General features: G+C 37.2%; 16 protein-coding genes and 2 tRNA genes. 7 read left to right on the top strand and 11 right to left on the bottom strand.

All coding sequences use genetic code 11. The annotated features are described in order from the left end of the window. Positions 1 to 23: 23 nt before the first annotated feature. From GILLI_RS05445 to GILLI_RS05425, 4 genes are all read left to right on the top strand, one after another. Positions 24 to 443, top strand: a complete 420-nt coding sequence (locus GILLI_RS05445) for a hypothetical protein (protein WP_006988111.1) — start codon at positions 24 to 26, stop codon at positions 441 to 443. A gap of 184 nt (positions 444 to 627) precedes the next feature. Further along, positions 628 to 3,216, top strand: coding sequence for a DNA mismatch repair protein MutS (gene mutS, locus GILLI_RS05435; protein WP_040506452.1), 2,589 nt, complete (start codon positions 628 to 630; stop codon positions 3,214 to 3,216). A gap of 230 nt (positions 3,217 to 3,446) precedes the next feature. Next, positions 3,447 to 3,519 (top strand) — tRNA-Gly (locus GILLI_RS05430). Between the two features lie 87 nt (positions 3,520 to 3,606). Next, a tRNA-Leu gene (locus tag GILLI_RS05425) sits at positions 3,607 to 3,692 on the top strand. Between the two features lie 242 nt (positions 3,693 to 3,934). Here GILLI_RS05425 and GILLI_RS05420 read toward each other — a convergent pair. From GILLI_RS05420 to GILLI_RS05380, 9 genes are all read right to left on the bottom strand, one after another. Further along, positions 3,935 to 4,207 (bottom strand): hypothetical protein, encoded by a 273-nt coding sequence (locus tag GILLI_RS05420; RefSeq protein WP_006988109.1) that lies wholly within the window; start codon positions 4,205 to 4,207, stop codon positions 3,935 to 3,937. Between the two features lie 1,045 nt (positions 4,208 to 5,252). Next, positions 5,253 to 7,454: a hypothetical protein gene (locus tag GILLI_RS05415; RefSeq protein ID WP_006988108.1), complete on the bottom strand. Its 2,202-nt coding sequence runs from the start codon at positions 7,452 to 7,454 to the stop codon at positions 5,253 to 5,255. Positions 7,455 to 7,773: 319 nt separating this feature from the next. Continuing rightward, entirely contained in the window at positions 7,774 to 8,883 is a 1,110-nt protein-coding gene (locus tag GILLI_RS05410; protein WP_006988107.1) for a hypothetical protein, read from the bottom strand. A 121-nt stretch (positions 8,884 to 9,004) separates the two neighbouring features. Continuing rightward, the gene (locus tag GILLI_RS05405; RefSeq protein WP_006988106.1) at positions 9,005 to 9,391 is read right to left on the bottom strand and encodes a hypothetical protein; all 387 of its coding nucleotides are present in this window, start codon (positions 9,389 to 9,391) and stop codon (positions 9,005 to 9,007) included. Between the two features lie 11 nt (positions 9,392 to 9,402). Next, positions 9,403 to 9,678, bottom strand: coding sequence for a helix-turn-helix domain-containing protein (locus tag GILLI_RS05400; protein WP_006988105.1), 276 nt, complete (start codon positions 9,676 to 9,678; stop codon positions 9,403 to 9,405). Positions 9,679 to 9,746: 68 nt separating this feature from the next. After that, a complete protein-coding gene (locus GILLI_RS05395) occupies positions 9,747 to 10,523 on the bottom strand; it encodes a hypothetical protein (RefSeq protein ID WP_006988104.1) in 777 nt (258 codons plus the stop codon). A gap of 710 nt (positions 10,524 to 11,233) precedes the next feature. Continuing rightward, positions 11,234 to 12,547 (bottom strand): tyrosine-type recombinase/integrase, encoded by a 1,314-nt coding sequence (locus tag GILLI_RS05390; protein ID WP_006988099.1) that lies wholly within the window; start codon positions 12,545 to 12,547, stop codon positions 11,234 to 11,236. A gap of 357 nt (positions 12,548 to 12,904) precedes the next feature. Further along, positions 12,905 to 13,843: a mechanosensitive ion channel family protein gene (locus GILLI_RS05385; protein WP_006988098.1), complete on the bottom strand. Its 939-nt coding sequence runs from the start codon at positions 13,841 to 13,843 to the stop codon at positions 12,905 to 12,907. A gap of 374 nt (positions 13,844 to 14,217) precedes the next feature. After that, a complete protein-coding gene (locus tag GILLI_RS05380) occupies positions 14,218 to 14,895 on the bottom strand; it encodes a M15 family metallopeptidase (protein ID WP_006988097.1) in 678 nt (225 codons plus the stop codon). A 129-nt stretch (positions 14,896 to 15,024) separates the two neighbouring features. On the opposite strand from GILLI_RS05380, the gene GILLI_RS05375 reads away from it, so the two are divergent. The 3 genes from GILLI_RS05375 (at position 15,025) to GILLI_RS05365 (ending at position 17,071) form a co-directional block, all read left to right on the top strand. After that, on the top strand, positions 15,025 to 15,771 hold the full coding sequence (locus GILLI_RS05375; RefSeq protein ID WP_006988096.1) for an SDR family NAD(P)-dependent oxidoreductase: 747 nt from the start codon (positions 15,025 to 15,027) through the stop codon (positions 15,769 to 15,771). 690 nt (positions 15,772 to 16,461) lie between these two features. Then, positions 16,462 to 16,689: a UPF0175 family protein gene (locus GILLI_RS05370; protein WP_006988095.1), complete on the top strand. Its 228-nt coding sequence runs from the start codon at positions 16,462 to 16,464 to the stop codon at positions 16,687 to 16,689. After that, positions 16,673 to 17,071, top strand: a complete 399-nt coding sequence (locus tag GILLI_RS05365; protein WP_006988094.1) for a PIN domain-containing protein — start codon at positions 16,673 to 16,675, stop codon at positions 17,069 to 17,071. The genes GILLI_RS05370 and GILLI_RS05365 overlap by 17 nt, the downstream gene beginning before the upstream one ends. Before the next feature lie 700 nt (positions 17,072 to 17,771). On the opposite strand, the gene GILLI_RS05360 is transcribed toward GILLI_RS05365, so the two are convergent. Together GILLI_RS05360 and parS are read right to left on the bottom strand one after the other, a co-directional pair. Next, on the bottom strand, positions 17,772 to 18,239 hold the full coding sequence (locus GILLI_RS05360; protein ID WP_006988093.1) for an RES family NAD+ phosphorylase: 468 nt from the start codon (positions 18,237 to 18,239) through the stop codon (positions 17,772 to 17,774). Next, the gene (gene parS / locus GILLI_RS05355) at positions 18,239 to 18,751 is read right to left on the bottom strand and encodes a type II RES/Xre toxin-antitoxin system antitoxin (protein ID WP_006988092.1); all 513 of its coding nucleotides are present in this window, start codon (positions 18,749 to 18,751) and stop codon (positions 18,239 to 18,241) included. The genes GILLI_RS05360 and parS overlap by 1 nt, the downstream gene beginning before the upstream one ends. Positions 18,752 to 18,795 lie beyond the last annotated feature (44 nt).

Raw genomic sequence — 18,795 nt, 5'->3', positions numbered from 1 at the left:
AAGGGCTGAAATAAAACAACCTTATGGATTTACTTATACTGCGCCTGCTATTTGATTTTGGCCTGGTGATACTTATCTGGATAGTGCAACTGGTGATCTATCCGGGTTTTTGCTACTACAGCGAAAAGGACCTGGTAAAATGGCATAAATTATATACTGCCCGGATTGCTTATGTGGTTGGTCCACTTATGATAGGGCAAGCCTTAATTGCTGCTCTTCAGCTTTGGAAAGAAATATCCCTGTATACGATTTCAGGTATTATTATAATTGCCGCTTTGTGGATACTTACATTTTCGATCTTTGTTCCGCTGCACAATGCGGTTTTACCCGATAAAAATTGCGAAGCTATCACCGGGAACCTGGTGAAAAAAAACTGGATCCGCACTGCGCTTTGGTCTGTGGTGTTCCTGCTAAGCCTGCTGCAGTATTCTTGGACTGACTGAAGATCTGCAAAGCTACAAATCTATGAGGTGCTGAATTCCCTGTTTTTCCAGGATATGCGGAGTTTGAAAATCGCGGATAAAACTGTATCTTATATTTTGAATAAATCCTGAAATAAGTACTTTAGCAGGAATTAAAATCCCCGATATTTTGGCAGCGAAGAAAACAAAAGAAACCACACCTTTAATGAAGCAGTACAATGCCATCAAGGATAAATATCCCGATGCTTTGTTGTTATTTAGGGTGGGAGATTTTTATGAGACTTTTGGTGAGGATGCCGTAAGAACTGCAAGAATTCTAAACATTGTGCTTACTAAAAGAGGAAATGGCAGTGAAGTGGAAACAGCCCTTGCCGGATTTCCGCATCATGCCTTGAATACCTATTTGCCAAAACTGGTAAAAGCAGGGTTGCGTGTAGCCATTTGTGATCAATTGGAAGATCCTAAAATGACCAAAACCATCGTGAAACGCGGTGTGACAGAATTAGTGACTCCCGGGGTTTCTATGAATGACGAGGTTTTAAACAGTACGTCCAATAACTTTTTATGTGCCATTCACTTCGGTAAGAAAAACCTTGGAGTATCCTTTCTGGATGTTTCTACCGGGGAATTTCTTACTGCCCAGGGATCTTCAGAATATATTGATAAACTTCTGCAAAATTTTAGTCCCAGCGAGGTCCTTATTCAGAAGAATTTTAAAAAGGATTTTTCGAAAACCTTTGGCGATGCGTTTCATTGTTTTTACCTGGAGGACTGGATCTTTAAGCTTGATTATGCCTACGAGTCTTTAAACGCACATTTCAATACCAAATCCTTAAAGGGGTTTGGGGTGGATCACCTGGCAGAGGGGATCATTTCCTCCGGAGCCATCTTATATTATCTCGGGGAAACCCAGCACCACAGGCTGCAGCATATAGCATCTATAAATCGCATTGCTGAAGAGGAGTATGTATGGATGGACAGGTTTACCATCAGGAACCTTGAATTGTACCAATCTAACGCGCAAAATGCGGTGACGCTTCTGGATGTGATAGATCAAACTATCTCCCCAATGGGAGGCAGGATGCTAAAACGCTGGCTTGCGCTACCGCTTAAAAATGCCGAAAAGATAAGGAACCGGCACAAAGTGGTTGGACATTTTATAGAAAATCGTCCCGAACTGGATAAAATTCAGCAGCAAATAAAAAAGATCAGTGATCTGGAACGTTTAATATCCAAGGTTGCTACCGGAAAAATTTGCCCCCGGGAGGTGCTTCATCTCAATAATTCTTTGGAAGCAATTGTACCAATAAAATCATTGGCGATGGATTCCTCGGAAGAAGCGTTGAAAGTAATCGGGGATAAATTGCAAAATTGTGAGGTGCTAAGAATTAAAATAAAAGAAACCTTGCATGAAGATGCCCCGGTAAATATTCTGAAGGGAAATACCATCGCAAAAGGGTTTCATCCTGAACTCGATGAATTGAGAGCTTTGGCATTTTCGGGAAAGGAGTACCTGGATGGAATGCTGCAGCGTGAAACCAAAGCAACAGGGATTTCTTCGCTTAAAATAGGTAGTAATAATGTGTATGGGTATTATATAGAAGTACGCAATTCCCATAAAGATAAGGTTCCGGAAGCATGGATACGCAAGCAAACACTTGTTAATGCAGAAAGATATATCACAGAAGAATTAAAGGAATATGAAGGAAAGATCCTGGGGGCCGAAGAAAAGATACAGCAGCTGGAGCAGGCTATTTTTGGAAAGCTGGTAGATTGGCTGGGAGATTACATTCAGCCGGTGCAGCAAAACGCAAGACTGGTGGCACAACTGGATTGCTTATGTTCTTTTGCCTGTCACGCTATCTCTGAAAATTACACCGAACCTGTAATCGATGATTCCCTGGAACTGGAGATTAAAGACGGTCGGCATCCCGTGATTGAAAAACAATTGCCCATGGGCGAAAGTTATGTGACCAATGATCTTTTTCTGGACCGGGAAACCCAACAAATCATTATGATAACCGGCCCCAACATGAGCGGTAAGTCGGCTATATTAAGGCAAACGGCACTTATTGTTCTTTTGGCCCAAATGGGAAGTTTTGTGCCGGCAAAGTCCGCCAGGATAGGACTTATAGATAAGATCTTTACCCGGGTAGGGGCGAGTGATAATATTTCCATGGGGGAATCTACCTTTATGGTAGAGATGAATGAAACCGCCAGTATTCTTAATAATATTTCCAACCGCAGCCTGGTGCTTTTAGATGAAATTGGCCGTGGAACTAGCACCTATGACGGAATTTCAATTGCCTGGGCAATTACAGAATATCTTCATGAACATCCGGCCAGGCCAAAAACCCTCTTCGCCACGCATTATCATGAGCTCAATGATATGGGGGAAACCTTTAAAAGGATAAAAAATTACAATGTTTCGGTAAAAGAATTGAAGGATACGGTCTTGTTCCTTCGGAAGCTGGTGGCCGGTGGGAGTGAGCATAGTTTTGGGATCCATGTAGCGAAGATGGCCGGAATGCCGCAGCAGGTAATTTCCAGGGCCAATAAAATATTGAAAAAGCTGGAAAAATCACATCAAATAGAAAACTCCGGCGAGATCCTGAGAAATTCCGCCGAGAGGGACATGCAGCTTAGTTTTTTCAATCTGGACGATCCTTTGCTGCAGGAATTGAAGGAAGAATTGCTGCATATTGACATCGACACGCTTACACCGGTAGAAGCCCTGATGAAGCTAAACGAGATAAAGCGAATGTTATCAAGTAAACAGAAAGCAAAAGTTTAATCTCACCCCAGGTTTTATTCCCGGAATTAGAGATTGAATGGAATGGGATAAATTTTTTGAAAGCTGAAAAACAAGCTGTTAAGGATTTTTTCTTTTAGAAGCAACAAAGTAAAGGTAAGAGGACTTCAATTTTCAGTAAAAAACCTTTGCTATTATAAGAATTGTATTAAATTTGCAACCGCAATAAACAGTTGCGCATCGCCTTTAAGGCGTGAAAGTTCTTTAAATTTGCGAAAATAGCTCAGTTGGTAGAGCGCCACCTTGCCAAGGTGGAGGTCGCGGGTTCGAATCCCGTTTTTCGCTCTGGAAGGAAGAGATAGAAAATAACTCTGAGGTTCGCGGGTTCCCCGATAGCTATTGGGGCGTTTTTTGCTCAAAATAAATGTCTATGCTCGGATGGTGGAATTGGTAGACACGTTGGACTTAAAATCCAATGATCAGCAACGGTCGTGCGGGTTCAAGTCCCGCTCCGAGTACTTAGAAAACCTGTATATGCTTTATTTATAAGGCTTTACAGGTTTTTTTATGCTTACTTGACAAATACTTGACAAATAAAATGAGTTTCACGCTTGTTTATAATCATTCTAAATAAGAATTCTAATTATTTACTACTTTTTGCTCCTGGCATAGTTTCAATAATTAATAAAAGATTAATTAATTGTTCTAAAGCAAAAAAACCACCTCGCTAGAAGTGGCTAAATAGTAGTGTTATTCGTAATTAATTAGGATTCTCACACGATGCCCCGGCATTTTCCAGGGATCTTATATGGCTTTCGCAGGGGTTTTCTATCCTATCATTATATTCTGCTATAATTTCCCTTCTCCTTGCTTCTGTAAAAGTTCCATTTTCAAGAACTTCACCGTACATTTTATGATAACTTTCTATGATTTCTGCAATAGGAGTGCCGCAACACAATGCCTGGTTTTCCGATTCATCTTCAGTAGAACAGGACATAACGGTTAAAAATAGTAATAAAAGGATCTTTTTCATTTGTGGTTTTTTAGTGTAGGGAGGTTAAACCCAAATATATGAAAAAACAAATTACCGCAACCTTACCGTTATTAACCGTAATTATCGGTTACTAAATTCTTTTAGGTAGTTCAATTCGTCCAGTTCCTTACATACAGGTTAAGAAATAAAAAACTTTTAATTAATTAAACTTGAATAATCAATTTTGAATATCAAGTTTTGACAAGTCCTATCACTGTTTTATCGCTGTTTCTCAACTGTTATTCGACCGTTTATCGACCGTTAAAACTTAGGTAATCTTAGGTTAGTCCTTGCCGTAATCTTGCCGTTATACCCTTGACTAAACCTTGACAAGTTTTGACAAGTTCTATCGCTGTTTCCCGGCTGTTATACCTTAGGGTATATTAGTCCTAAAATCAGTAACCTACTCCCGCGCGTATAGACCCCAAAAAACTTCACCTATTTAATTTATAGATGTTTCACGCGCGGGTAATGGTCACTTAAAGGTTTATCTTTTATTAATTTTCAATCGTTCCAAGTGCGCGTGTTAGAACGTTATAAAATCTACATCTTTTCGACCGTTTATCGACCGTTAAAACTTAGGTAATCTTAGGTTAGTCCTTACCGTATTCTTACCGTTATTATCGGTTTAAATACGCATTAAATCATTTATCAATCCTTTGGGTAACCTTAGGGTTGACCTTTTAATAATCCCTGTTGTAATCTTGTTGTAATCCTATTCTTTTTTATCGTGTTAAAAACTTAGATTTTACTCACGCGTAATGATTCCCAAAAAGTCTTTAAAATAAACGATTTATAATTATTCATACGCGCGTAAAGTCTTCGATAAACTTTTTTTAGATTTTTGACCGTTACAAAGTCTTCCTTTTTTAGTGTTCGAATAACAATCATTTGATTGGCTCCTCATGCGCGCGCGTATTGCTCCGATTCTGCCCTTTTTTACTATGTAAGAGAACTCTTCCTCATGCGCGCGCGCGTATTGGTCGGAAAATGTAACCTAATCACTTGAAAAACGTTTGATTAAAACAAATAAAGAATTGATTATTTAAAACCCGTAACTCTTTAAAAGTTTAAAGGAAATTACATTTTTAATTTTCACATCAAAGATATATCCTCTCTCTTTGTTCCCATTCTCATTTATGAACTCTACTAAGCCGTAATAGTTGTTTATTTCCTCTCCGTTTATCTCAGTGGTGCTTTGTAAAAGGTCGATTAATTCCTGATTGCGGGGATATTCAAATTCTATCCAGTCAGGGGAAAAAATAGGGTTTGAAAGATCCTGTATTATAACGTCTTCATTTTCTTTTACTTCTGGTTTCCCTGGCAATTTTGTTTTTAACTCGCTATTCCCTTCGCTGCTGGCATATCTTATTTTTTTAGTTGGGTCATTCATTAAACCACAATTAAACCAGTACGCGTGCCTGTTACGGTTATTAGCAGGACTAAGGCGTAAATTAAAGGCTGTTTCCGGGGAATATATTCCTGTCGGCACCTGCTCAAAGTCATCCTGCCATAACCTCAAGTCATAATAGTCTTTTAGGTTGGATCGGGTTCTAAACTTAGCATCTAACAAAAAATTATCTTTGTCGTAGGGTGTATCTTCATCGGGGAAATTCTCATACTGCATCCTCCTGGCATCCTCAACGGCATAACTATCTGCCCGGCTTGTGCCTAGTGCCTCATATTTATTATCCGTTTTGGTTATTGGGGAAATGAATGTTGTTTGAATATTTGGTTCATCTAATCCAAGGGGTTTTTCATAATTCCCTCCCTGAGTATAGCCTGTAGTGAAAGATGAGTAGATGAAATCTCCAGCCGTTGTTCTTATGTATTTGGATCCTAGACCTAATCTAATAGTAATATAAGGCTGAAAGAAAAACCTTCTTTTCTCTAGTCTAACAAATTGCTTTGCTCCTTTAGTCACGATACCATAGGCAACTGGTTCTATTGCATCTATGCTCCTAAAATAGTCCTCAAAGGAAAGGGTTAACGGCCATTCTATGATATTATCTTCCTCATCTACTTTCTGAAGGTTCCTTATCCAACCTCCACAAGAAAAACCCAAAGCCGGGTATTCATCCTTTTGTAAAGTACTACTAATGAATTTTGGTTTTCCGGTGTATATCTCAATTAATCTTTTACCTACTTCATAAGCAGTAAGAAACTTAGAATTTGTTCTTTGATAAAATGAATCCTCAGCCCAAGTGAAACTGGCTTTGAAGTCTGAAAAAGTTATATTTGCCCACCCGTCAAATGTTGGGGGCTGGATAGGTCCACCGTATTGACCTACAGAATAAAGCCCCATTGCATAACTTTCGTTCTTCTTAGGCTCTAGTGTTATCTCTGGCAAGGTTACTGTAAATTCAGATCCCACAGCGGGTAAACCTCCAAGATTTTGCTGAAAAACAGGCGTTAAATCTCTTGTTAAGTTAGATCCATCTTCATCGCTTGTAAAACTGAAAACCACAAATTTAAAATTGTATTCGTTTACCCTACTCACATCCCGGCTGCTCACTTTAAAGGATGCTGAACCTTTGAATTTTGTTATACCTCTATCCCTGTCTGCGATAGCAAAAAACATATTAATGGTGCTTTTATCATCCCATCTTTCCTCCGCTTTATAACTTTCATACGGGGGTGTGATGTTTAAAGTATCTGAATTTGCTATTGGGTTTACCGGGAATGGATGAAAGGATTCTCTATCTTCATTTATTGAACTCCATCGCCCGCTTTTTGTAGTGAACTGCGAATCTCGCTCTACAAATCGGCTTAATAGGTATATTTCCCTGCCTGCGATGGTTATTTGGGAAGGTGAAAGAGGGGTTATAGGCTCACCGTTAATATCTTCTTTTCGGTTTAACTCATATTTTTCTTTTAATTGAGAAGTGAAAACCTCTCTTAAACCTCCCTCTATTGCATCTATTTTAAATTTATTATCCTTTACCTCTCTGGTAGAAAAATCTAATTCCCCTGTATAGGATAACAACCACTCATCACTAATTGGATGCTTTTCCCATTTGATTAGAGTAACCTCTGCCTGTACGCCAAAAGTATTCCAGTTAAGTTCTAAAAACTCCTTTGCCTTCCCTGTAAATTCTAAGTTATTGGAAACCGTTAAGAAGATCCCGTATGTTTTTTCGCTTCTGCCTATTTCGGTTTCTGTTTTATCCCACCCCATAGGATCCATTTTTAAATCTATTTTTCCAAGTGGTGAACTAAGGGAGTATTTGCGCCTGTTATTAAACATAGTTTTAAGTTTTAGTTAGTTGTTATTATTTTAGTTTTAAAAACGTGTGCCATAATTAAAAAAGATTATTAATGATTATTGTTTTGAAATAATTGAATGCAACGGTTATGAGTTCAGACACATAATTTTGAATGTTAGCATTTGTTAACAATGAATGTAACGGTTAGGCTTATGTAAAATGGTTTAATTTCTAAACTGCTAAGTCAAATAATAAAGGTTGCCCGGGTGGGTATAATCTTTCCTGCTTGTTTTGTCTGTTGGTTCTGGTATGCCTAATATTCTTAGCAATTTGTTTTATCTGGGTTTTGTGATCTGCCTTTTACCAAGTCTTTGAAAGATACTTTCTTTTCACTTCCTCAAATATCTTTTTATCTGTTTTGTAATAGTAGTTTAATCCTGTGTGGGATAGTAAAAAACTGTCATCCCTTTGCATTGAAATATTCAGACTGGTAACCTGACAAACGTTGTTTATTTTGGCTGTAATTTCTTGAAGTGGGGGTACAGGAATTGACCCTATATATAAACTGTCAAAACGTGTACCCCTGCCATTTAAAAAGTCAACCTTTTCACTCATTATATTTCTTATTTGTTCCTGAAGGTTTTCAGAATGATTTGCGGTTAATTCGGATAACTTTCTGCGGTGTTTATAATAGGCTGAATGGCTTTTCTTTTGAAGTTGCCTATTCCAGTATATAGGGTTATTGTAATTGTCTAAAACCTTACTTTTATGGTTAATTGTACAGTCATAAAACAAAACGTTATTCCATTCCTGTAAAAGATCTTCTTTGAACAAATACAAACCTTTGTCGGCTAAATCCTGTAAGGTGAATATTCCTTTTGCATTTACCTTTTTCATTTTAGTGTACTTAATTTCAAAACGCATTATTTCGGTTTCAACTAAAAAGGCTTTTTTGTAATGCAGGTATTTATTGTAAAATTTAATAATGTACTGGCTATGTTTTGCCTGTAAATACTTTCCCTCATCTGAATTGTATTTAAATTCAAAAGGGGTTGTTTTGTGTAAAAAACTATATTCCAGTATCTCATTAGTTGGTTTAGGTGGCACAACGTTTATACCTACCTCTAATTGCCTTAAAATACATTTGTTTAGGTCTAAGTTGAATTTCTTTTGTAAGTCCTTTAAAACCCCTAAAAATGCGTTAAAATCAAAATCGTTATAATTGTGACCTCCTGCATTGTAGTACTTATGTAAACTACCTGCTATTGTTATAGTACCTGTTTCATATATCCTAAAGTCCAGGTCTTTATAATAGGCTTGTTTGTGTGGAGTTACCCTTTTACCTTTTTTATTAATGGTTTTAATCTCTCCAGTTTCCAAGTTTATATTATCGTAAAAATCTAAATACCTATTACCCTCTAATTTTAGGGGGTCATAATCTTTGATTAGTAATTTTACGAAGTCAACCAATTAATTTCTTATATTTGAGTTGTGGGTATGCGTTGCCGTATTCCCGAACATTTGAACAATTTAGAGGGGGTTGAACGCCCCTCTTTTTTTGTTTTAATACTTAGGTATGCTTAGGGTGTTGTTATCTAACGGTTGCGCCTATTAAAGGCTTTAAATCGCGGGTATAGTAATCTTTAAAGTAATAGATTATAACTTCCTCTGCATTTGCAGAAAATCTAACTATTATAAGATTCTTTTTGTCGTTGTGATCTCCGTAATAAATTAAAGGGGTGGAGGTTTTAAATAAACCAGTTAATGCCGGGTTGATCCATTTCTTACCTTCTCTAATTTTTAACCAGTAATCCGGGTTTGATCTTGCAAAATTGCGGTTTTTACTTACGTTTATTAGGTTGGATAAAATCGGGTTGCCGTTGGTAACCTCTTTGAGTTCGTAGTGTTTAACCTCTGCAAATTTACCATGGTTAATTTCTATATAACTGTGAACGGTGGGTGTTGGTATCGTTGCCATAATTCAGAAGATTAAAGTTGAATTATTGCACTTTCGACTTGAGAACGCTTAAAATAAATCCTGTTCCCTAAAGCAAATCTTTGAAGTTTTCCGGCTTTGCCCCAATTGTGTATTGTTGAAATATCGACTTTAAGCAATTTAGCAACCTCAGCACGTGAAAGATATTCCTCCGGCTCTTTGGGTTGGTATTCCTTTTTAAGTTGATCTAATTGCTCTTTAACCCCTTGTAGGATAGCATCTGTTATTTGCTCCGGGGTTGCGTTGTGTAGTTGTGTTACGTTGCTCATTGCTGAAAGTTTTAATTTCAACAAATATCAATGCGTTTGAAGGTGGGGCGTGCGCCTGTTTATACGCCCTATGTATTGAATAAACGGGAAACAAATCTTTTTACCTCATCTTCATAAGTAAAAGAGGTGTATCTTGTTCTGTCATCCATACTTTGAGGGTTGAGAACATTAATATTCCCTTTAATTTGCCTATCTGTACCCCCAATTAACTGAGCAACTACTTCTCTTTTTTTATTGCCAGTTAAGTTTTTAAGTAATGGTAAATCAAAAAAGCCTATTTCTTTTAATAGTGCTATTTTGTAAGGTAAATCGTTTGTTTTTTCTTTCTCCTGCTTTTTATTTTGAAGTGAAAGTAATTTTTCAAAGGATTCAAGTTTGACAACAAGATTCAACCTAACATCTTCAAAAACATTCTTATGAAAAGTATTTTTTGTTTCTTTGATATAGACATGCTCTATTAACGCCTTTAAAACTTTTATTTTTCTTGACAATGTAGGTACAACCTCTATAAATTTTAAACCTTCTGTATATAATAATCTATGTACCGTTGGAATTTTTATAGGTTCTTTGTACTGGGAATCCATAAATGTCATCATTGCCATTCCAATTCTGTAAACCTCTTTCCGTTCTATAGGGTCTACAATTTCAATTTCCTTTATAAACTCAGAACTTTTCCCTTCAAAGGTGCTATAACGAGTATAAAGAGGTAAATCTAAAGAATATGCTAAGCGGAGTAAAAGATGTTTTCTATAATAGGGGTGTAGACAATCTAAATTTTTATAATTGTTTGCTTTGATTTTTTCTAAATCAAGTACTGGTATTAAGTCTTCAGATTTATTTTCCATTTGAACAGGTTTAATTCGTTGCCGTTGCTAATATACTAAAAACCCCTTGCTGAGGTGCAAAGGGTGTGGAGTTGGTTAACCTAAGTGATAAAGCCTTTGTTTGAAGTCTTTAAGTAACTTTTCTCTCTCTTCAGTAGTGTAACTATCCCAATAATATTTGAAAGTTGCGTACTCCTGGTAAAGTTTATCTATTGATAAGTCGGGGGAAATTTTCATAATTGTTATTTTAAGGTTGGTATTTAAGGAGTTTTCTAATAGTTTCCCTGTTGAAGGGTATGTATTTGGTTAACCTAATTCATATAATTTCTGCATAAAGTCTTTATTTAATTTTTTCCTTTCCTCTATGGTGTAACTATCCCAGTAAAAATTAAAGGTGGTAAACTCCTGGTAAAGTTTCATTGTTGGTGAATCGGGGGAAATTCTCATATTTGTTATTTAAATTAAAGGTGGTTATTTACAAAGGTTTCTATGGTTTCCCTACTAAATGTTATAGGTAGGTTATTTGCCTTACGTTCTTTGATTAGATTATTAATTATAACCTCTTTTTGGTAATCCTGTTTTTTTAAATGGTTTAAGGGGGAAATTTTCATAATTAAGTTTTTAGTTATTTATTGATTTTAGTAATTTCTCTCTGATAATTTTTCTTTCTTCTTTGGTGTAATTATCCCTGTTCTGTAAATAGATTTTTATTTCCTTTAAGGTCATTTTCTTTATTGATTGGATGCGTTTCTAATTACTTTTAACTGCGGTTCTTTGTCCTGGTGTAGTGTTTCATAGAACTTCATAAATAGATCCGCGTTAAGGTCTTTATCTTCGCGCCTGTTAATGTATTCCAGGAATAAACTTTCTTTTGAATGTCCTGTAATCCCTATTAATACTGCGGTTGGTATTTTCTTATAATAGTTTGTCGCAAAGGATCTTCTAAAGGTATGCGAGGTTATTAAATCATATTTTGGGTAAACGTCTAACTTTTTACGCCCGGTCTTTTTATCATATTTACTGCCTTTTACCATTTCTTCAATTTTAGCAAGTTCACAAACATCCTTAATATGCTTATTTAGTTTTTGCTGTGAGATAGGGTAAGGAAAGTTATTTTCTACAATATCAATAACGTGCGGAGCAATTACCCCAACGGTTACAAATTTGCCTGTCTTTTGTTGTTCAATATCAAAATAAATGCGGTTGCCTTTATACCTCAAATTGTCCGGGGAAAGTTTTAAAAGGTCGCTTGCCCTTTGTCCTATTTCACAACCTAATAACAACCAGTTGCGCGCGTTCTTTAAGGCTTCTGATTCTATTTCTGCAGTACGTATTTGCTCCAGTTCTTCAAATGATAGGGTAATTATAAACCTATCGTTATTTTGCTCTCTAAAGCCTGTTATTTGCTTTGCATACGGGTTAACTTTTATATCTAATTTCTCAGCATCTAAACAAACGGTTTTAAGGTTGTCCAAAATCTTACCCGCGTAATTAGTGGAGTAGTTTTTTTTATTCATTAACCAGTTAGTAAACTTGTCAACAAAGGGTTTGTTTATGTCCTGTAATTGGATTTTCTTTTTTGTTTCCTTTTCGTAAACCTCCATTACCTTTTTGAAAGATTTGTAACCAGTTACCCGGCGTTGAGATATACCAATTTTATTGCTGCCTGTAATTTTACGGGTGTTGGCATTATCAATTATGTACTGGGTATGGTTAATTAACAGGCTGTGATCCGTTTTATTTACCCGGTCGAAGCAAAGGTCTATTTTATCCTTTAACCAGTGTACGTCTATTAATTGCCCTTTTGATTGTGCGGTGTTAACCTCATCATAAATGAATTTTTGAAGTTTGTTCAATTCACTAAAGGTTTTCTTATTGCCTTCGGAATTTTGTTTAGGTCTTTTTGTGGTAGTGCTCCAATCTTTAGGGAGTACATTAAAACCTGAGGGTGTAGAAATTACATTCCCAACTTCTAATGATACATAAATGAAAATTGATACAGGTCTATTTGCTTTACTGCGAATTCTAAAATTTACCGTTGCCATATTTGAAGATTGAAGTATTGAACATTTGAACAATACTAAAGTAGTCTAATTTTTGGACTTGGCAAATACTTGACAAAGGAAATTAAGATACTATTCAATTCTATTCAATTTCTTTAATACGGTGTAAGGCTTTGTTATTGTTGGGTAAGTGAGTAAATACAGAAGGTTATTGAGATTTTACAGGGGGTTGTAAAAGTGTTAAAATAGGGGGTTTCTTGTCCCGCTCCGAGTACTTTAAACCCTGTTAATCGCTTGATTATCAGGGTTTTTTTTGGTTTTATCATATTCGAAACCACGCATGATACGCCCATAAACCAGTTGGTTCACCCTGTTATAGTTCTCACCAAATATGGGTCATTATAGGTTGTCCTTCACATTGTTTTTCCTGTTCCCTTTATCATCCTCGTGCCGAATCTTAACCGCAATGGCATCTTCAGTTCCATAAATTTTAAGTTCCTTGATATCGGCAGGAAGATTAAAGCCTCTACTTACCAATTCTTGTTTTACCTCACGTATTATTATGCCTCTTAATACCAGGGATGCCCGCCGGTAATCGAATGTATCCACCCAAAAGAAAACTTTTAGGTTTACGGTACTGGCGGCGAGTTCGTTCTCTATCACAAAATTTTCGTGGAACTTATCGCGGACAATTTCTTTGTTGGCATCTAAAATTTCCTGAATTACTTTTTTGGCAGATTCAATATCGTCTTCATAACCAATGCCCACAACAAAATCCACCCTATAAAAACCATCGGCAGTATAATTGGCAACCGGTTTGGTAAGCACATCACTGTTGGGAATATAGATATCCCTCCCATCAAAAGTTTTTATATGTGAATACCGAAAACTCAGCGCTCTCACTTTTCCGAAAATATCGTCAATCTTAATGGTATCGTTAATATTAAAGGGCCTGTTGAAGGCTAAAATAATCCCTGCCAAAAAATTTTTTCCAATATCCTGAAAAGCGAAACCCAAAATAATGGCTCCCCCACCAACGGCTGTCAAAAGACCTGTAGCAATTCCATTCAAACCTGCAACTTGCAGTGCGAGCATAATGGCAATAATGACGAGTATAATTTTTATTGCCTGAGCCAAAAACCTCGCCATTAAAGGATCTTCTGCTTTTTTTTGGATCCGTCTTTTATATAAATTGGTAAGTAACTGCGCGAACAATATTCCCAAAATAACAACTAAAATTCCCATTGCGATACGCGGTAGCGCAATAAGTAATTTTTTATAATATGTTTCCAGGGAATTGACAATGGTTTCTCCATTGGATTGTAAAAGTAAAATCATCAGTAGTAATTTTACCTAAAGATACTGATATATAAAAACAAAAATAAAAAGACCTCCCGTTAAAATTCACAAAAACTCCAGATACTGCATCAGCCTAAATCGACTATTATGTTATTGAAAGCAGAAAGGTGTCACCAAAACACAAATATGTACTTCTAGCAGGAAATAGAGATGCCTTTATATTGAAAAATAAAGATGTTGAATTTTAATCCCTCATTGAGGGTTTAACCCGCCTGACCTTCGGGCAGGTTCCCCGTCCCGATAGCTCGTCGGGATGCCTCGAGTTTTTAAAAATATTTTCCTCCCGATAGCAATCGGGACATACCGTGGGCCCACCCGTACCGTTCGGCCGGGCTTACCCCGAAGTTCTTGATTTACTCCACCTCAAAATCAAAATAGGTATCGGGATAAGGTTCTATTCGTAAGGTATAATGCCACCATTCCTGAAGATAGGAGCGGAAACCATGTTTGCTCATGGTTTGTTTCAACAACTCCCGTTTTTCTTTTTGTTCTAAAGTGATCTGTGTGCTGTCATGATGTGAGATTTCGCCGAAGAAATCATAACTGCCTCCCATGTTGATTTCTTCCCCGGTGTTTGCATCAATAAGCGTGAGGTCTACCGTGCTTCCCCTGGAATGACCGGATCTCGTGGAAATATAACCCAGGCTGAAAAGATCCTTTTTGTCTATTCCCGGATAGAATGTTGCTTTCATGATTGCATCCTTGGGATTGCGTGCCCATTCTATAAAATGATTAACTGCGCGTTGAGGTCGGTAGGCATCGAAAATTTTCAAACAATATCCCTGGTTCTCTAATTCGATCTGGACTTTTTTTAAAGCTTCTGCGGCAGCTGTTGTAAGAATGGCTTTCGGTTGTTGATATCCGTTGATGGGTTTTCCAATAAAATTATGGTTGCCGGCATATCGCATTTCCAAAACGATATCGGGAATCATTTCTTTTACATACACAAATCCGGATGGAAGGTTCTTTTCCTGTCCAAAACTAAGATTCAGACTAAAAGAAATAATGATTAAAAATAGAAAACGCTTCATGTAGGTGCTTGATTTGGCCGAAAGTTAGACAAAATTAATTTTTCCTGACTTTTCTCATAGTAGCTAAAATTCAAATTCCTTAATTTCCATGAATCTGAAAAAAATATAAATCAAATAAATTTTAATACTATGGAATTAAAGGATAAAGTTGCATTAATTACGGGCGCTGCTGCGGGAATAGGGGAGAGCACCGCCTTACTTTTTGCCAAAGAAGGCGCAAAAGTTGTTTTAACCGATATTGACGAGGAAAACGGAAATAAAGTTCTGGAAAAGATCAAACAACAGGGAGGAGAGGCTATATTTATTAAGGCGGACACTTCTAATCCTTCCGATTCTCAAAAAAGCGTCGAAAAAGCCGTTGAGAAATTCGGGAAACTGGATATTGCAGTGAATAATGCCGGAATTGGCGGAGCTCAATCCCCTATAGGCGAATACGCTATTGAAGATTGGGATAAAGTGATCGCAATAAACCTTTCCGGGGTTTTTTATGGGATGCGGTATCAAATCCCGGCGATGCTTAAAAATGGAAGTGGTTCCATTATCAATGTATCCTCTATTCTTGGAAGCGTGGGTTTTGCCAATAGCTCGGCGTATGTAGCGGCCAAACACGGGTTGGTGGGGCTTACCAAAACGGCTGCCCTGGAATATTCATCCAAAGGAATACGGGTAAATTCCGTAGGTCCTGCCTTTATTAAAACCTCCTTGCTGGAAAGTCTAGACGAGGAGATGTTAGATCAATTGGTGAGTGCGCACCCAATAGGAAGGCTTGGGGAATCTCTTGAAGTAGCTCAAATGTTTCTTTGGCTTGCCAGTGATAGGGCTTCTTTTGCCACCGGAGCTTATTATCCTATAGATGGAGGATATCTTGCACAGTAAATATTTCTTCCTTTTTCTTTGCTTCGTTTGTTTTGAGCAACAAAAGAAATGAAGGGCATGATGAAAAATTGACTTTGGGTTTAAAGTGTCCGGCCAAGAATGGAATGAAACGCGGTTTACCGTTTGCCTACGGCTGTTTAACGTTTAATGTTTGGTGTTTACTGTTATAACCGTGAACCGAAAACCGAAAACAGGCAGCCGAAAACCAAAAACTTCCACTGCTTTAGGTCTCTCCCCAAATTCCACTTCATCCGTGACAACCATCCTTTCGGTTTTACCTCTCTTCAAATCAAATATCAATTATTCGGAAGTTTGATTTTTAAAACCTTTTTCGCAGAAATTCCTTGAAAAAAGCGCCTTTTTCTTTACTTCGTTTCTTTTGGGCGAACAAAAGAAATGAAGGGCATGATGAAAAATTGACTTTTGGGTTTATGAGTGCCAGGCCTAAAATGGAATAAAACACTGTTTACCGTTGGCCTTCGGTTGTTTACCGTTTACTGTTTGGTGTTTACCGTTATAACCGTGAACCGTGAACCGGGAACAGGTAACCGAAAATCGGAAGATCTGAACTTGTAAGCATTTCTCGATACATTTTTTTCTTCTCTTTCGTTCAGGAAAAAACACTCGAAGTGAAGGAACTGACAACCGTTTGCCGTCAATTATTAAAAATAAAAAGCTTAAATTTAGAATATGAAAAAGTTGATATTAGAAATCCCCGAGAATATAGATCTCAATGAGAAAGAAGCTAAAAGGTTTTTAGCCGCCAAATTATATGAAGTTGGTAAGCTTTCTCTAGGTCAGGCAGCTGAGCTTGCCGGATTATCAAAAATAGCTTTTTCGGAAATCCTCAAAGATTATAATGTTTCCCTCATCAATTATTCTCCTTCTGATATAAGCAGGGATGCAGCTCAGTTCTAATCTTATTTTGGATACCAGCTGTTTAATAATTCTCAGCAAAATTGAGGAACTCGAATTGTTGCGAGGAATTAGTAATAAGATTTATGTTACTCCTGTAATTCATTCGGAATATGGTCAACCCCTTCCTGAATGGGTATTAGTTTCAAAGCCGGAAAACACCCAATATCAAAAAATCCTGGAATTAGATCTTGACCAAGGTGAGGCAAGTGCAATAGCACTTTCTATGGAAATACAGGATTCAATTTTAATTCTGGATGAGCTAAAAGGAAGAAAAATTGCAGAACGCCTTAATCTAAAATTTTCGGGAACTTTTGGAGTGATCCTAAAAGCAAAGCAAACGGGATTAATAAAATCAGTAAAACCGGTAATCGACAAAATCTAATTAACCGACTTCAGATTTAGCGACCGGTTATTCGAAAAAATAATTGATTTGGCCGGTGAATGAAGATTAAAATACAGTAGATCTCCATTTGGGAAATTGAACTAGCGAATAGTTTCTCTTTTAATAGTATCATTCTTATAATCATATACCACTACTTACCAACGTCAAACGTTCCTTTTTTAATATTCAATATTCTATTAGGATTTTAACCTACAACCTATATTGGTCGAAACCCAAAACCGTTTGGCGTTCAGAGTTTATCGTTTTCCTTTTACCATTGGCCTACGGCTGTTTAACGTTTAATGTTTGGTGTTTACTGTTATAACCGGGAGCCGAAAACCGAGAGCCGAAAACCGAAAACGACTTTGGGATTTAGCAATGCCAGGCCAAAAATGGAATAAAACAATGAATTATTGTTTATGAGCAAGTGTCATTTCGAGCGAGCGATTTATAGTCTGAAATCAGCTTGCTTCAAGGATTAAGTTTTCTACAGAATTTTTTTAAGTATAGATGCTAAAGCGACGAGAAATCTCAATCGCCAGATTGCTTCTCCAGATACAAAAATCGTGATAGCAATGACAAGCTCATTTCGAAATGACTGGGTTTGGTTAACCGTTTGCTGTTTGCCTTCGGCTGTTTAACGTTTACTGTTTGCCGTTCAGCGTTTTCTGTTTAGCGCTGGCCTTCGGCTGTTTTCTGTTTACTTTTTAAACCTTTGATCGAAATTTATCGACCCATGAGCGAATACAGTAATTTTTTTTGCATCAGGATGATTAGGATTGATTAAGTAGTTGAATTCGGGTGGAATAATACAACTTGGAACCTTAAGGACGGCCGCAGGAGCATCTTTAACAAAATCATCCCCTATAAATTGTGTTTCAAGAATTGGAGGCTTTGCATCCCAGTTTTCCGGTAAGTCTTCTGCTCTTAATTCAAGAATTGCCACATCATCGGGAATATCTATTTCCACGTAAAATCTATCAGTAGGTAAATCTTCACTGAGGTCTAAATGAACCCCTACTTCTAAAGTTGCAAGTGCACGGGATTCTGAAGTGTAAACCAAATAGGTGTTGAGACTATTCCAGCGAAAACCTTCCATTAATGCGGCTCCAATTCCTTTTAAAGTGGTGTCCAGGTATTTTTCCCTTTCAATTCTATATACCCTCATTAAGCCAGATTTCCGTATTCCAGTCTATTGAGGCTGTTTCTAACCTCCTGAATCCCCGTTAACGAATCAAACAGGTTTTCCGGAGTAGCGCTCCCTAACGAAATATTAGGTTTTTTTAGCCAACGTTGAAATTTTTCCGCTTCATTATTGAATACCTCTAACCCGAAATCCAGTAACTCCGTAAGCACCAGTACCACTTCACTGTCTCTTCCACTAAGTAGATCTTTGTCCCTCTTTTTCTTGTTATAAGTAGTTTGCGGGATGCCAAATAAGCTTAAAACATGTCTTATAGGTAAACCGGCTCTTTGGCTTATAACTTCAATAGACTCATAAGGAAGTCCTTTTCTAATAATAGTTACCCGATCCATCTTAGTAGCCCAAACATATTCCTCTTCGGTAACTTTTATGCGCCACGTCGGCCTTCCAGCCTTACTTCCCCTTGCTCGTTGAATGCTTTTCTTTGGGTTATACATCTTGGTACCCGCTGAGGTGTCATCTTTTTTAATCGCCATAACAACAAATTTGCTTTAAATATACAGTATATCTGCTTCATTTT

This window comes from Gillisia limnaea DSM 15749, assembly GCF_000243235.1.
Classification (GTDB): Bacteria; Bacteroidota; Bacteroidia; order Flavobacteriales; family Flavobacteriaceae; genus Gillisia; species Gillisia limnaea.
The sequence above is the reverse complement of the archived record's forward strand: the minus strand, read 5'-3'. Positions and strand labels throughout refer to the sequence as shown.